Annotated in this window: 14 protein-coding genes; 6 read left to right on the top strand and 8 right to left on the bottom strand. The window is 38.8% G+C overall.

Annotation, left to right across the window (positions count from 1 at the left end; genetic code table 11):
* The first annotated feature begins 7 nt into the window (after positions 1-7).
* From lepB to ABD894_RS22255, 3 genes are all read left to right on the top strand, one after another.
* Positions 8-907, top strand: coding sequence for a signal peptidase I (gene lepB, locus ABD894_RS22265; protein WP_345213291.1), 900 nt, complete (start codon positions 8-10; stop codon positions 905-907).
* 97 nt (positions 908-1,004) lie between these two features.
* Positions 1,005-2,279, top strand: coding sequence for a 6-bladed beta-propeller (locus ABD894_RS22260; RefSeq protein WP_345213290.1), 1,275 nt, complete (start codon positions 1,005-1,007; stop codon positions 2,277-2,279).
* A gap of 23 nt (positions 2,280-2,302) precedes the next feature.
* Complete coding sequence (locus ABD894_RS22255; RefSeq protein ID WP_345213289.1) at positions 2,303-5,152, top strand: hypothetical protein; 2,850 nt, start codon at positions 2,303-2,305, stop codon at positions 5,150-5,152.
* Between the two features lie 698 nt (positions 5,153-5,850).
* Here the strand turns inward: ABD894_RS22255 and ABD894_RS22250 are convergent.
* The 8 genes from ABD894_RS22250 to ABD894_RS22215 are packed head-to-tail and all read right to left on the bottom strand — an operon-like array spanning position 5,851 to position 12,200.
* The gene (locus ABD894_RS22250) at positions 5,851-6,339 is read right to left on the bottom strand and encodes a hypothetical protein (protein WP_345213288.1); all 489 of its coding nucleotides are present in this window, start codon (positions 6,337-6,339) and stop codon (positions 5,851-5,853) included.
* 24 nt (positions 6,340-6,363) lie between these two features.
* Positions 6,364-6,975: a hypothetical protein gene (locus ABD894_RS22245; protein ID WP_345213287.1), complete on the bottom strand. Its 612-nt coding sequence runs from the start codon at positions 6,973-6,975 to the stop codon at positions 6,364-6,366.
* The gene (locus ABD894_RS22240; RefSeq protein WP_345213286.1) at positions 6,968-8,635 is read right to left on the bottom strand and encodes an FAD-dependent oxidoreductase; all 1,668 of its coding nucleotides are present in this window, start codon (positions 8,633-8,635) and stop codon (positions 6,968-6,970) included. The genes ABD894_RS22245 and ABD894_RS22240 overlap by 8 nt, the downstream gene beginning before the upstream one ends.
* Complete coding sequence (locus ABD894_RS22235; RefSeq protein WP_345213285.1) at positions 8,613-10,121, bottom strand: polyamine aminopropyltransferase; 1,509 nt, start codon at positions 10,119-10,121, stop codon at positions 8,613-8,615. The genes ABD894_RS22240 and ABD894_RS22235 overlap by 23 nt, the downstream gene beginning before the upstream one ends.
* A gap of 1 nt (position 10,122) precedes the next feature.
* Positions 10,123-10,347 (bottom strand): DUF350 domain-containing protein, encoded by a 225-nt coding sequence (locus ABD894_RS22230; protein ID WP_345213284.1) that lies wholly within the window; start codon positions 10,345-10,347, stop codon positions 10,123-10,125.
* A 12-nt stretch (positions 10,348-10,359) separates the two neighbouring features.
* A complete protein-coding gene (locus ABD894_RS22225) occupies positions 10,360-10,530 on the bottom strand; it encodes a hypothetical protein (RefSeq protein ID WP_345213283.1) in 171 nt (56 codons plus the stop codon).
* On the bottom strand, positions 10,530-11,843 hold the full coding sequence (locus ABD894_RS22220; protein ID WP_345213282.1) for a DUF4178 domain-containing protein: 1,314 nt from the start codon (positions 11,841-11,843) through the stop codon (positions 10,530-10,532). Before ABD894_RS22220 ends, ABD894_RS22225 begins: the two co-directional genes overlap by 1 nt.
* Positions 11,844-11,846: 3 nt before the next feature.
* A complete protein-coding gene (locus ABD894_RS22215) occupies positions 11,847-12,200 on the bottom strand; it encodes an S-adenosylmethionine decarboxylase family protein (protein WP_345213281.1) in 354 nt (117 codons plus the stop codon).
* An 822-nt stretch (positions 12,201-13,022) separates the two neighbouring features.
* Here ABD894_RS22215 and ABD894_RS22210 point away from each other — a divergent pair.
* The 3 genes from ABD894_RS22210 to ABD894_RS22200 all read left to right on the top strand — a co-directional run bounded on the left by ABD894_RS22210 (position 13,023) and on the right by ABD894_RS22200 (position 16,423).
* Complete coding sequence (locus tag ABD894_RS22210) at positions 13,023-13,820, top strand: reverse transcriptase family protein (protein ID WP_345213280.1); 798 nt, start codon at positions 13,023-13,025, stop codon at positions 13,818-13,820.
* A 271-nt stretch (positions 13,821-14,091) separates the two neighbouring features.
* Positions 14,092-14,994, top strand: a complete 903-nt coding sequence (locus ABD894_RS22205) for a VOC family protein (RefSeq protein WP_345213279.1) — start codon at positions 14,092-14,094, stop codon at positions 14,992-14,994.
* Between the two features lie 145 nt (positions 14,995-15,139).
* Positions 15,140-16,423 carry an MFS transporter gene (locus ABD894_RS22200; protein WP_345213278.1) on the top strand — a complete coding sequence of 428 codons (1,284 nt, stop codon included), beginning with the start codon at positions 15,140-15,142 and terminating at the stop codon, positions 16,421-16,423.
* Positions 16,424-16,437 lie beyond the last annotated feature (14 nt).

Here is a 16,437-nt window from a genome sequence, read left to right as displayed (position 1 = left end):
AATGCGAATGAGATTATTTAAAATACCGTGTAAAACACTAAGGATTGGAGGGGTTATTTTTTTTACTTTCTTGTTCTTAAACGCTTTTTTTTTCAATATTTATGTTGTACCATCTGCTTCAATGAGTAGCACAATTGAGCCAGACGAAGTTATAATTGTGAGTAAGTTACATTATCCAATACGAATCTTTTCCATTACCATACCTGGTTTAACCGGAGTAGAAAGGAACGACATTTGTGTTTTTAAAAATCCAAACTATAATGCTGAATATTTAATAAAAAGGTGTATCGGACTTCCTGGAGAAACGCTAACAGTAAAGCACAATGAAGTATTTATTGGAGATCGAAATTTAAAAACGCCTACTAATGCAGTCTTTAAGTACGTTGTGTATTTGCGTGATAGAAAAGCATTTTACCGTTTTAAGCAAAAAACACCAGTTATCCATTCAGATAGTTCAGATCTGAAAGTTATTATCAACGTCAACGACGATCACCGAAAACTACTTACTAAGGCCAACAACGTTGTTAGCTTCAGAAAAGTGGAGCTAACAGATTCTGATAAGTTGATGTTCCCTACTGAACTGAAGAAAAGCTGGAATCGAGACAATTACGGGCCTATAAAAATCCCCAAGCGGGGCATGATAACACGTTTAGATGATTTTGACCTTAAATTATATAAGACCGTGATACAATCGGAAAGCAATAGTGTGCTACAATGCGGTGATAGTGTATTTATTAACGGAGTTGTGCAGAAGGTTTATAGATTTAAGAAAGACTATTATTTCGTTATGGGCGATAATAGACATAATTCAATTGACTCTCGTTACTGGGGGTTTTTATCAGAAGATTTTATAATAGGAAAAGCTTGTTTTAAACTTAATAAATTTCAATTACAATCATTAAATTAAACAGATTCGCCTGTAGGTTAATAACTATCGCTATATTTAACTATAAAGCATATAGCGCTTTAGTTTTATAATACTATCAAAACTTAAATAAACCTTTATGTTCGCCTTATCAAAAAATCGAATTTTAGTTTTCTGCTATTTAACCATCTTTTCTTTACTTACTAACCGGGCTTATGCTCAAGAAACAATCAAAGTCGACACTTCAAACTTTTCTTACCTAAGACTAGATCCATCAAACGCAATCGGAGGCAAGGTATCTGATTTTTTCTCAGAGATTGAGTATATTCCTTTAGAAACTATTAAAGAAAGTTTATTCGGAAGCATATTACGTTTAGAAGTATTGGAAGATCGCTTTATTATATTAGAAAATTCCAATCACTTTATATTAATTTTCAATTCATCAGGCAAATATTTGTCCAAAGTTGGCACACAAAAAGAGTATCTCACAGAACTGTCAATTAATAGATTTACTAAACAGATATTATTCAGTAATGACAGAGGAAAAACACTTACAGTGTGTGACTTAAATGGAACAGTTTTAAAAAAAATCAAGTTTGAGGCGAACGCCGACAAGACCAAAACTACCAGCTCTCAAATGATTTTTTTGGGGAACGATGAAAGCGTTGGAAGCAACTATTATGATAATATTGAAATCAATTCGAAATACTATAAACCCTTTTCGAAGTATTTGATTCATTACGCTAAAAGTGATCGGACCGTTTATGCACAAGCGCTGCCGTATGGTAAATTACAGAATAATTTGGATGTAATTAATGTAGGCATAGGCCCCCTAACGCTAACAGATATAGATACTGCAAGCTTTTACTCAAAAGCGTATGATTACTCTATTTATCAGATAAGTCCCAAAACTGTAAAACTGCTTTATAAGATAATATTTCCAGCATATTTTTCAGTGCCTACAAATTTTGCTACTGATACGACCTTAGATGGAAATCGATATCAATGGTTTGAGAAACACCCTGATGCTATATTTTGCGTTAGTAATTTTTTTAGAGCTGGTGATAACATAACTTTTAAAACAACATCCTGGAATAGTACTAAAGAAGATGATTTAATTTATAACACCAAAAGCGGAACGCTCAGCGCACTTAGACACATTGAGCAAGATTCGTTGTCATACCATCTGCCAATATTTGATGAAACATCCGCAATATCAAATAAAAATGGTGTTTTGGCGTCAGACAAAGATAATCTTTACCTTTCCTTATCATCTTTAGAAATGTTTAAATTTTACAATCTGAATTTGGAAAATAAATCACTATATCCTACAAAACTTTTATCATATTTAAAAAAGGGCAGCAAAAAGGACAATGCTGTAATAGTGCGCCTCAAGCTAAAGAAAAGTTTATAATAATCACCTCCTAACCTAAACTGATGTCCTTAACTTTTAGAATAAGAGTTTTAGTAATATTTTTTTTACTATGTATTGCAGGCATATCCTATGGTCAAAAAAACAACATAACTGAGACAGGATCTATAATAGGTATATCACGGGACAGCCTTCATAATTATCCTTTAAAAGCAGCTACAATATCTGTCTATAACGCTAAAAGCAATGAATTGCTTAGTTTTCAATTAACAAACGATTTGGGCAAATTTCAAATCAAAAATCTTCCGGTAGATACATTATTGCATGTAATTGCTACGAATTTTGGCTATAAAGAAGCTAAATTAAAAATTATAATTCCTTCCGGAAAGAAGGCTTTTAACGTAGGTGTGCTAAATCTTGAAAGAGAAAAATGGTTGCTGCAAGAAGTGAGTATAAGATCTGTAATACCCCCGGTTCAAATGCGGGGAGACACATTAGAGTTTAATGCTGCTGCATTTAAATTAGATACTACGGCTGTTGTTGGAGACTTGCTGCAAAAACTCCCGGGTGTAACTGTTTGGAATGACGGAGTGATAACGGTGAATGGAAAAAAAATTAGTCGGCTTTTAGTAGATGGTAAGGAGTTTTTTGGCTCAGACAGTCGCATTCTTCTAAATAATATACCTAAGAATTCTATTCAAAAGGTTCAGGTATATAAAATAAAAACAGATAACGACCCGCTTAACGCCAAATCTGAAATGAACGTTGTTTTAAAGGCTGGTAATAAAAATGCCTTATTTGGAAAGCTGGGCGTGGGGTATGCTACTCAAAAACATTTTGCCGGAGACGGAATGATATCTTATTTCTCACCAAGGCAACAGATAAGTGTAGTTAGTGCCGCCAACGATGTTAACAAAACAGCCAATAACGTTAATACCCTGATGAATTTTAATTCATTCAAGGGAGAGGGAATAAATAATGATTATCATAGCGATTTCAGTCGCGAGGGTTTTAATATATTCAAAGGATTAGGGTTTACTTTTTTACAAGATTTCAATAAAGAGACTGACACCAGAAAGACTTACTATAAAATGAATAATTTAAATACGGATTTATTTTATAGCAATAATGAAAATACAACAAATCAGGAAATTATAAATACTATCGCCTTGAATGACGATCATTCAATCACTCAAACAGGCACAAATAAATGGCAAAATAATAATTCGGGGTTAAGAACAAACGCCAATTATGAAAAGCGATTCAGAAATGGTTTTTTGTACACTAATTATAGCTTCGCAAATCAAAAATCAAACAATTCAAGCAAACAGTTTAACAGTTCTTTTAATGATCTTACTCAGGAAAATAGTAAAACCTCATCAGAACAAAATGGGAATAATGATCAACAATCATTCTCAGCAAATATAAGAGGTAGCGTAGAACGATTTTTTGACACTAAAAGGCATCGGAAACGCCTTGTAAACTTGGATTTTTATTACAACTTCGTAGTTAACAACAGCAAGCAGCGAAAAGGTATTGTTACAAACTTTACGTCAACAGACGTATCCCAAGATCGTTATTATAACCGAATTTACTTAATCGACTTAAAGTCGTCTACCCATACCATTAATACAGTACTAAGACAATTTAACGGCTTGTTTTTTTCTACTGTTCCTGGTATTTCCATTGACATTAATAACATTTTAACTCTCAATAATCAAAACGGCAATGACAATGTCTCAGACATGTTGCCCGGAACCTCTAATTTATATGAAACTAACCTTGACCTTACGAATAAAAGTAATCTGAAAATATTGGACGAAAAACCAGGGATTAATATTGCACACACTTATAACAAGTCTTTGGATAATCGATATGGCACATCGCTAACATATAACATTTTATTACAAGGGCAATTTTACGTTCAAAAAAATGTGGCGACACAATCCATTCAGAATATTTATCGCTCCAATACTTTTTTCGTACCCACAGCCCGCGTTAATTATACCAACGATCAATATGGGGAATTTAAAAATGAATTAACTTTTGAATATTTAACTTCAGTTATTTACCCGGAAATTTGGCAAATGGCGCCATTAATTGATCGAGCGAGTATTTATGGCTTTACAATTCCTAACATCAGCTTGCAACCATCTTATCAGCATATGGCTACATTAAGTTATAACTTCTTAACTCAAACAGGCAAGAATGATCTCAATGCGAACCTTAATATTGCGGGTGGGTTAACGGAAAGAAATATTACAGACAGCGTGTATTATGACGCTTTAGGTAGAACTATAAGACGCTATATAAATGGTGACAACAGGCAATCTCTAATATTAAACGGTGGGATCAACAAAGCTTTTAAGTTTAATAACCACCAATTGCAGTTTAGCGGCAATACCAAAGTTGAATTTTATGAGTATAATACGTTAACAAACGGGCAAGACTATCTCACTCATACAAAAATATTTAATGCATCTGCAGTTTTTAATTACACCTACCAAACCAAGTGGTCTGGAGTTATAGGGCAATACTATACAGGCGGTAAATCTCAACAAGGAAACCTGAATCCACTCACATATACAACCTGGACCACAAATTTAGGCCTTGCCTACGCACTTCCAAGGAGCGTTTTTTTTAACACACGCGTAAATTTTAATAAAACCAAGGCTACAGCAGGCACCCCTCACATTTATTATGCTATTTGGAACGCTGACATAGGATATCGATTTTTAAAAGGGTCAAATGCCGAAGTTAAATTTTCTGCACTCGATCTTTTACACCAAAACAATTCAGTCATTAACCGCCTAAATTACAACAATATCACGTTAACAAAAACAAATGTACTTCAACAATATTTCATGTTAACTGTAGCCTATTATCCTCGTAAATTCAATAAAAATGATAAATAGCAATTAAAAAGAATACATCCGTGAAGGCCTTACACGATTGGTAACGAATTGACCACCCGCCATATATTATATTTTTGTATTAGCTAAGAATTTTCGTGCAGCTTCTTTAACTATAGGTCTATAGTTAACAAAAAATCTTTATCTATCCCTTGTATCTGTATTGACACCAATGACCTATACATTATTGCAATGGTTAAAATTAAAGGTAAAGGCAAGAGAAAATCTAAAAGAACGGACACTACATCCAAATAATGCCTCTGTTTATAGTCGGGGACAACTGATATTAGATAGAGTGTTCCTCGGCTTACTTTGATAAATTTAACTTGCTAATCGCCTTAAATTATCAATAAAACGATTCGAATTCTTTCCCCTACGGGCTAAACTTAGAAAGTAGTCCGTAGGGGAAAGAATTCGAACCCCTTTTTGGAAGATTTGAGGAAACTGGCCTCTTTAAAATTGTAATTGTTTACTTGGTTGAAGTTCAATCTCTTGAAGACTTTTAATGCTCCCGAGTCTGTGCCCGAACCACACAGTAACTGATTTTTTTTACATTTCTGAATAATTGTCCTGCTTTAATGATGTTTGAAAATTTTCAATACAAAATCATCTTGAGTTGATAACTTATAAACATAAGTAAAACTCAATTTCTACATAGGCTATTCAAAAAATAACTGAGCATGACAACATTTGCAAACCATTTAAAATGGGGGCGATTCCATTCCCATACCTTCAGTCAATTGTTTAGAGTCCTTACGAGTTTCCTTATTAATTTTCCAGATAAACCCGTCAAATACATAATGTGTAGACTGCGGCAAGGCCAGCAGCGGAACCAATAAAGACAACAGTGGTTTGTTTTCTATTTTGGGCAGATGGCTGAATAATTGAAAAATACTGCCATGTTCTTTCCATATCAAACCATCCCACAAACCTTCTTCAAGGTAGGCCAGTACTACGAGCATCACTATAAAAGACACAACCCCATACCTGTTAAAAATAGCCTGCCAAAATATATTACCCTTACGGTTACGATGACCACCTTTTTTCTTTTCCTCAACCCATATAAGCGCCATGTACGGAATACCGTGCGAAATAACATTGAGGGTAGTAAAAGCCAAATCGCCGTTAAAATAAATAATACCGAAATACCAGGATAAGAATGTACCCGCTATCAGTACATTCCGGGGCAAATTGAACTGCTTTATTCTAATAAATTACAGGATTTCTTTAACCACATACATTAGTATAATAGTGAAGTAAAGCACGTTTCCTGCGTTAAGCAACCAGCCATTAGCCGGAAGCATAAAGAAATCGTTTTCAATAAACCAGTTGAATTGCCTGTTACCCTCAATATGCCAGTATACAATAGGATAAATAGTTGCGGTGTATATGGCTATTTTATCAATAAGCATGGCATAATATCCGCTCTTTTCCTTGCGGGAATATAAACGCATAAAACCGTATTGCTGTCTTATAAAATGAAACACCGCCAGGTAAGCCAGTACCCGCCAAAAAACAAGGGCATCCATGCTATGGAGTAAAACCCCTGCAACGTAACATAGCAACGGAATGGTAAGCAGCAGGCCGGGCTTTTTTAAGCCATGAGGATTAAAATAGGTACGGTATAATGTGCTGTAAACATGCGCGACATCAATAAATACAACCAAAACAAGCCAATAAAGTATAGGCATAGCCGATGAAGCCTGAAATTGCCGCGGAAATAAAATAACTAAAAACAGAGCAATAAAGGGTGGCGATAGTATAAAAACACTATCGGTAACCGCCGAGTGAAGCCATGGCTGTTTATTTATTTCGCTGTTATACATAGCTTGATAGTACCTGTTTTGCCGCTTTTATACCCTGATGAAAAGCTTCTTCAAATATAGAGATACCACTAAGATCGGTATGCGCGAAAAACAAGCTGCCGTCTATAGGTTGCTGCGCGTTCTTTCTGTCGGCACCCCAAATATAGTTTACATCAGGTGCTATCATACCATGGCCCCATATCCAGCCGTCTACCTGTTCAATATTATCCGTAATGCCGGGGTGAATGTATTCCAGTTCGGGGATAACAATATCCAGCCATTGCTGATAAGTACGTGTATAAGCTGCAAGCCGGGCTACGCGCGGTTCGTAATCGCACAGCGGCAAATAGTAGGTGATCACCTTTTTATTTTCTACAGCGTTTACATGCTGCTGATTGGCGTTAACATATCCAACGGAGGCCGTGTTATATGGCACATTATCCCAACATAAACCGGCGCCCTTGCCTTGCGGCAGGTTATTAAGGGTAATATTGGCTATAAACCATGGCGAATAATGCAGTTTATCAAGGCTGAAGCCCCTTTTTGGGGCACCTTCAAATATCTTTTGATTCACAAATTGCGGCGTAGCCAAAATGGCCTTCTCCGCTTCAATGGTATAGGTTTTGTTTGTTTTAAGATCCAGCATCCGGGCAATAATACCTCCATTGGGCACGGTAGCAATATGATAGCATATAGCACCTTGCTTAACATGTTCTTTAACACCTTCAGCCAGTTTTTTCATCAGCCAGCCATTGCCTTCGGGCCATGTAAGTACAGCGTTACTTTCGGCATTAGCCGCTTTGCCACGGCGGGCAGCAAAATAATGCAAACCGGCCCAGGCCGATACTTTATCTGTTTGTTGCCCGTAATCGTCTTTACAGCAATAGTTGAGGTACCAAAGCAGATAGGGCGAAGTGTAGCCCTCTTGTTTCAAATATTCTTTAAAAGATGATTTATCTAAATCCCGGAATTTTTCATCGGCCGAACTATTATCCAGCGGGATATCAAATGCGTATCGTCCATCAGTACCTTTTGCCTGCTTTAAATTGTCAATCAGCCTGAAGAATCTTTTTATCTGATCGCGGTCTTCGGGTTTTATACCAAAATCGGGTACTAAACCTTCCTGCCATTGCCCGTTGATGAGCAAGCGCTCTTCCGGGTCAAAGCATAGGTAATATTCGTCGTAAACCGGCAGCCCTTTCTCGTAATGGGTTATCGCGCCGCATTCCTGAAAAAAATCAAGTAATAATTCATCTTCGTTATTGGCTATGGTAACGTAATGCGCCCCAAGCGGGTAAGATGACACCGCGTTACTGCCCGAATGAGAATTTCCGCCGATATGATCTTCCAGCTCTATTAATTCAAAATCATGATGCCCTTGTATTTTCAACCACCTTGCGGCCGATAACCCGGAAATACCGCTCCCTATGATCAGCGTTTTCACCTTGCGTGCCTCTGTTGGTACGGGTAGCGGCGTTTTATCACGCAGTATGTGCCCGGCTTTGGCATTGGGGCCTTTTATACTGCCTTTAATATTTTTATAACTATTACCCGGTTTAATTTTTTTGATACAACCACTTAGCAGGATGCCAGAGGTAACAATGCCTGCTTTCAGCAAAAATGCCCTGCGGCTAATGCCATTGCGCAGGCTCTCCTTTTTATAGAACGGCTGCCCACTCATCTTCAAAATACTTTACCAGCACCTGGTTGTTCAGCTTGTTAACTTCGGTTTCTACACGGGCCATATCCGGTGGGAAATACAGCATTTGGTTTAGTCCCCCTGCCGAAATAAACCGCATACCGGGCAGGTAATGATCCGGCTTTTTGTAAGTGATATTTTTGGTGGCCATTACATATCCCCAATCACCAAACGATGGAACATAATTGTGGTAAGGGATAGTATGCAGCCCCACCGAACGAAGTGTTTTATCCACCGTCCAAAACGATTTGGGCGCTACATAAGGCGAGGTGGATTGTACCACCATAATGCCATTGGGCGCAAGCATTTCTTTTACCAGCGAATAAAAGGTATTGGTATATAATTTACCAACCGAAAAATTTGATGGGTCGGGAAAGTCGATCACGATAAAATCGAATTTTCGTTTTTGTTCCCGCGTCCAGGTAAAGGCATCGGCGTTGATCACTTTTACCTTGGGAGACAATAAAGACCTTTTGTTTAATGCCAAAAGCATGGTGTTCGACTTAAAAAGCTCCGTCATGCCCTTATCCAGATCGACCAATGTAACCGAGCGGATCTGTGGATAACGCAATATTTCGCGCACCGCCAAGCCATCGCCGCCGCCCATCACCAATATATCTTTAGCGCCGGGCAACGCCTGTAAACCGGGATGCACTAAAGCTTCATGATAACGGTACTCATCATCAGAACTAAATTGCAGGTTACCATTTAAAAACAAGCGCAACACCTTGCCTTTTTTGGTGAGCACAATGCGCTGATAAGAGGTACTTTTTGAATAGATGATGGTATCACTATACGTCATGCTTTCGGCATAACTGGTAATGGTAGTGGCGTAAACAAAACCTATAAGCAAACCCAAAATACTAATAATGGCGCTGGTTTGTAAGTAAGCCGCCGCCTTAACTTCTTTTTTGAAGTTAACACAAACTATAAGGGCTACAGTAACATTTAAAATACCCACCAGGTAGGAGGTTTTCACCAAACCCAAATAGGGTATCAACAACAGCGGAAACACTAAGGAGGCAAGCAGCGCGCCAATATAATCGAACGTAAACACGCGCGATACCAGATCTTTAAACTCGTAACGGTCCTTCAATATCCGCATTAAAAGGGGAATCTCTAAACCTACCAGTATCCCGGTCAGGCCAACCAAACTGTATAATATGATACGGAAAGACGCAGCATTTTCAAAAACCAGGAACAGTATAGTAGAACTTGTACCGCCAACAATGCCCACCAATATTTCTAACTGAATAAACCAGTAAACGATATTCTTTTCAAAATACTTTGATACCCATGAGCCAATCCCCATAGAAAAAAGGTAGGCGCCAATAATGGTTGAAAACTGTGTTACCGAATCGCCCAGCAAGTAACTGGCAAGTGTACCGGCAATCAGCTCATATATCAACCCGCAGGTGGCTACTACAAAAACCGATAACAATAGCAGTACATGCAGCTTTTTATTCATGTTACCCGTGTATGGCCGAGCTGATAATAATGGCTACCGCTATCATAAACGACGCGCAAACAATAGCCAGTGCTATGTTGTGTTTTTCGATGATCTCTTTCCAAAGATTTTCAGGGGTTATCTTTTCTATGATCCAAAAAGCAACCAGTAAGATCAGGATACCTATTACCGAGTACAGTACGGATGCTACGATGTACTTGTAATTTATTAATTCGTTTAAGCTCATGATATTTTTAGTTTATTTATGATAAAATCTGCGTGCGCCGTTTCGTGCATGGCTGTTAGCGTTGTCTGTATTTTTTTCTACTGTGCTTTCCCAGTACACAATACCATTATAGCTTGCATAGGCAAAGTAACCTGCAATTAGCAAAGCAACAACCAGGTAAAACCTTATACTTTTAATTTTCATTAATCTTCTTCTTCATAAGGTGAAAAATCACTGTTTAGCCAGCGTTGCTTTTCAAAGTTCCGCATTCTATACCAGCAATAAGCCGGATATATGCAGAGTAGGATACAGGTAATAATGAGGTTCATCCATACCGTTATGTTTGTAGTTACCTTGATGTTTACACTATTCCTCAACGGATCGCCCGATGCCGGGTAAACGTTTAAATGATACCTGCCGCCGGGTATTGATGATAACAGGGAGGTGGTACTTTGTGAACCTTCGCTCCAGCTTTCGCCGCCTTCATAACCGTGATAATATTCAATGCCCTCGGTAACTTCCCAGGTTTCATTAGTTTTTTCGTTCACCAGTACAATAGTTGCCTCAAGCCAGTTATTGTCAACATCTGAACGTACTTCAAACTCAACTGCCGACGCTCTTCCTTCAATATTAAATGCCGGGGTAGCAAATGGTTTAAAATCATCAACGGTTTTGCTTGTGTCGCGCGTAATTTCAAAGGTTTCATCCATCACCATTGTTGCCGGCCTGGTAACCAAATTTACAATCTGAATTATGAGTGCTAAAGCGATAAGCAAGCCGGTGAGCCTTGATACGGCATGCCACCTACTATAATGTTTTGAAAACTGATTAGCCCCGATTCCCTTTTTTGCCGGAAACAGTTTTTCATCTACTTTAAACGCTGTCGCTATTTCGGCAGCTTCAATATACTCACCAAGGTAATGGTTTATAACTACTTCCGAATGTTGCTCCCTGTAAATGATGAATGGCGGAGCGATAAATTCCGATGTTTTCATTTTTTCCGCAATCGGGTCCCAGTCAAATTCACCTGTTAAGGCAGTAACAACGGCGGTATATTTATTAAACAAGGCATACTCTACATCCTCATAGGCCAGAAAAGTCCACTTATTATCACGCAACTTTTCCAGCGGTGGGTAAAACTCCTTACCTGCTACAAAATTCCAATGCCCATCGTACTCCGCAAGGTTAGCATATCCCTTTTCGTAGTTGTACAAGAGGTATTCGCGCCAGCCATAATTAGTACCATGTTCCTTTTTTTCGAGGTAAGCGATAACTTTAAAAGAGTGGCCTTTTAAAACGCCTTCGGCACCTACAGGCAAAACAGGTTCTTTCTTAAGTTTATTAGCCTGTTTTTGTACAAGTGCATCGGTATCAGTAATAAACCTGAGAAATGACCGGCACGAGTTACAAACATAAAATTCGCTCCCGGCAGGGTCCTGTAATAATGTTATCTTACGGCAATTAGGGCAGGCAACCTCTTCAGGTACAGGAAAAGCTTTTAAATTAATTGTTGCCATCTGTTACCTATTTACTTCAGTATACTGTATTTCTGTTCCCTCAAAAAAGGCCATTACTCCGGCATAAAACTGCTTTACTTTTTCCGAATTATCTTTTTGATAGTTTGATAAGAATATGTCAAAAGTTGCCAGCCCAAATTCGGGCCAGGTATGTATAGAAAGGTGCGATTCTGTTAAACAAACTACCGCTGTAAAACCACCGCCTTCAAATTCGTGATAAACTTCCCCTACCTTACTCAATGCAAAATTGTTTATCAGCGTATCGAACAATGCCCTGCATGGCTCACATGAGGTAATGTATTCGCTTTTGGGGGTGGTAAATTCTGTTAAGATATGTAGTCCGGGTTGATAAGGCATTTTTTAGCGTATCCTCAAAAATATAAATTAATTTTATTCGCAGAGCAGTTCTGTAACTCATTTTTGATACAGTTGAATTTTATTAGGCTCATCATATATCACAAAAAGCCTTCTCGAGATATGGGCACGAACCTATTGCAAAATAATGGGGAATACCTGTAGATCTTGTAGAAGATGGATCGAATTTAGTCCTATTGGGCCTACCTGAGTAAAATAAAAGCCTCAAATTTAAAGATTTGAGGCTTTTTTGTTTTAGATTATTTTCAGGTTAAAGTTGCAAGCGTTGACTTGAAAAAGTAAGATCTCAATATTTGTTTAACGAGCTTTCGTATTCCAAGCCACATTATTGTTGATATGTTAATATTTTTATATTTCAGAGAAACTATGTGGTTATTACTTTTGAAGCAGTTCTTTGAATAACCTGATTGTATCTATTACCAGTATCTAATGCTTTGAGAAAAGCTTAATAATCGCTGTTGCGGCGGAAATCTAATGAATTTACTCCACCGGGTCTAAGTTTTTGAAAACCACATGGTAATGGAGATGGCATTTTGCGGCAGAAATAATTCCGGATTAAAAAAAATACCATGAAAAAGCGAAAGCGAATTCACAAACAATTAGAAAAAATTTATTTAAGAAACAGAAAACAATTTTCAAGAACGGATCGGTTGTTATTTAAACTACTGATTGCCAAATTGGGTAAAGCAAAGAAGCTGATTTTATTAGTTTTTGTTGTGAAATTATTTAAATGGCTAATCTCGTTTATTTTCTCCGACTCCAGACCCGGTTCATTTTTATTATGTTATCAATTCAAAATGAAATATGAACGGATTTGCATTTATAAATATACAACAGTCGCCCGATCTGTATTATAAAAGGTATTCCCAGCCTAAAAAGAAATTCGGTGATCCGCAAATTAACAATGACGGCACGTTCAGAATGCGGGAAATAATTCGACCTATCTATACTTTAAAGATGCTACAAAAGGAACTAAACAGTCAGCTAAAAGAATTAGAGCTACCTGATTGTATGTATGGCGGGATAGAAGAAAGAAATAACCTTGTAAATGCTTTTCAGCATATCAATAATAAGTATTTCTTTACCATAGATTTGAAAAAGTTTTTTAACAATATAACTAACTCACATGTTCATCAAACACTTGTTGGCAGAGGCCTGAATTGGAGTGACGCCAGAACTATAACAAACCTAACTACTTATAAAGGGTCTTTACCACAAGGTGCACCAACATCAACAACATTAGCTAACCTGGTATTTGCACCGACTGTGGAGTTTTTAGAGAAATTTTGCAAAGAAAGAAATATTACGTTTACCGTATTTGTTGACGATCTTACTTTTTCCTCATCACAATGTTTTAGGCGACACACGCCTCAAATACTGGAAGCATTACAAAAAAACGGCTTCTTTGTAAATAATAATAAGATACATTACAGGGAAAATTGTTGTGAGATAACAGGTATTATCATTAGAAGAGGGAAGCTTTTTTTACCCAAAGAAATATTAAGCCACCAAAATAAACCCGGTGTAAAGAAATACATAGCAGCTGTTCTAAAACAATATGACCTGCTCAAAGAAGCCAGTCAACTAAAGAAACCTGAATAGGTAATTTCAAGCGAAACTCTCACTATTATTTTGCATGATATGTAAACTTCAGAAACGGGAACGCTACCTTTTTAAACAAACAAACGTATTTAATGCAGGTCAGCAATCTGCTTACCGCACGTTAATCCTGTCGTAATACACCTCCTAATATGTCCTGAATGGCTCTACTCCGGGGAGTAAAAAGCAATTAATTTTGAGATAGTTAATGATATGATCAAAACAATTAACGCCTACAAATTTTAATTATATACCAACATCAAAATTATTACCTATGTTACCCATCAAACCACATCTCTGGTTCGACCAGGATGCAAAACAAGCAGCTGAATTTTACGCTTCATTCATGCCTGATTCAGCCATCAATTATGCCAATCACTTCACAATGGCCGGCGGTGAGTGTGAAGTAGTAGAGTTTTCCATTGCGGGTCAGTCGTTCTTCGGCATCAGCGCCGGGCACAAGCTTGGCATCAATCCGTCTATTTCCTTCATGGTCAACTTTGATCCTTCGCGCGATGCGGATGCCGCCCGGCATATCGACGAAATTTGGAACAAGCTAATTGAGAATGGCAAAATAATGATGCCATTGGATAGCTACCCTTTCAGTAAACGTTACGGTTGGGTTGAAGACAAATACGGCGTATCCTGGCAACTGATACTGACCGACCCAAGCGGTGAGGAAAGACCTGTGATTGTTCCTTCGTTGCTGTTTACCGAACCCGTGGCGGGTAAAGCCGGTGAAGCGATTGACTTTTATTGTTCTGTATTTAAGGATGGCAAACGTGGTACCACGGCACCTCGCCCCGAAGATATGGGGCCGGATAAAGCAGGTACGCTCATGTACGCCGACTATTATATCGATCAAACATGGCTGGCCGCTATGGACAGCGCGCATCAGCATGGTTTCAGGTTTAATGATGCCGTATCGTTATTAATACCATGTGAAACACAGGAAGAGGTAGATTACTATTGGTCGGCACTTACAGCCGGTGGCGAAGCCGGGCAATGTGGCTGGTTAAAAGATAAATATGGCGTATCATGGCAAGTGGCTTCCACTGTTATGTTCGACGCGCTTAAAAATGGCACTCCTGAACAGATAGAGCGGGTTACGCAAATTTTTTCGACCATGACGAAAGTAGATATTGCTACCCTACAGCAAGCTTACGATGGTAAGTGATCTATTAAGAAGGATTAAGTAAACAAATCCCCGGATCTTTCAATTCGGAGATTTGTTGCGTAATCAGCATAAACCATTAGTCACGCATAGCGATACCATTAAAATCTGATTTGCACATTCGCTCAAAATCAATAAGTTTGGCATCATGAATGAGCAAGTCCCCGCCGCTAATCCTATAGGCCGTATACTTACCGCGAGCCTTATTGGTACCACCATAGAGTTTTTTGATTTTTATATTTATGCCACTGCCTCGGTACTGGTATTCCCCAAGCTATTTTTTTCAGCCGACGACCCAACTTCGGCTACGCTGAAATCATTGATTACCTTCGCGGTGGCCTTTTTAGCACGGCCACTGGGCGCTGCTTTATTTGGTCACTTTGGCGACCGTAAAGGGCGTAAAGCTACGCTGGTTGCCGCCTTATTGACTATGGGGCCATCAACCGTTGCTATCGGGCTTTTGCCGGGCTACGCCTCAATAGGTACAGCGGCACCCATATTACTGGCCGTATTCAGATTCGGGCAGGGATTGGGCCTTGGCGGCGAATGGGGCGGCGCAGTGTTACTGGCCACAGAGAACGCCCCTCCGCATAAAAAAGCGTGGTATGGCATGTTCCCGCAGTTAGGCGCACCCATAGGTTTCCTCATTTCCAGCGGTACATTTTTCATCCTTAGCAAAACCATGTCTGATAATGATTTCATCAACTACGGATGGCGTATCCCCTTCATCGCGAGCGCGGTATTGGTTTGGCTGGGCCTTTATGTGCGATTAAAGATCGCCGAAACACCGGAATTTGTAAAGATCATCGACAATAACGAACGCTCAAACGTACCCGTTGCCGATGTGTTTTTAAAACATACAAAAGCCATTATATTAGGTACACTGGTTACCATTACTACCTTCCTGCTGTTTTATTTGATGACGGTATTTACCTTAAGCTGGGGCACTTCGGCGCTCCATTATACCAAAAGCAATTTCCTCATCATACAAATGATCTCGATGCTGTTCTTCGGGTTGGGTATACCGCTGTCGGCTGTACTGGCAGATAAGTATGGGCGCAACAAAATGCTTATTGTCGCCACTGTTTTAATTATGCTGTTCGGGCTTGTTTTCGCGCCTTTGTTTACTACAGGCAGCTTATTTATTACCGCGATATTCTTGTGCCTGGGTATGTTTTTGATGGGGCTTACCTACGGACCGATTGGCACCGCGCTGGCAGGTATTTTCCCGGCCTCGGTACGATATACAGGTGCATCGCTGGCCTTTACACTGGCAGGTATTTTAGGCGCGTCGCCTACCCCTTACCTGGCAACTACCCTTGCGCATAATTACGGCCTTGCCTATGTTGGCTATTATTTAACGGTAGTATCGGGCGCTACGCTGCTGGCTTTGGTTGGCGCACGAAAAATGATGAAGCAGCAAGCGGAATAGTTAATTAATACGCT

It is taken from the genome of Mucilaginibacter gynuensis, from assembly GCF_039541195.1.
Lineage (GTDB): Bacteria > Bacteroidota > Bacteroidia > Sphingobacteriales > Sphingobacteriaceae > Mucilaginibacter > Mucilaginibacter gynuensis.
The sequence above is the reverse complement of the archived record's forward strand: the minus strand, read 5'-3'. Positions and strand labels throughout refer to the sequence as shown.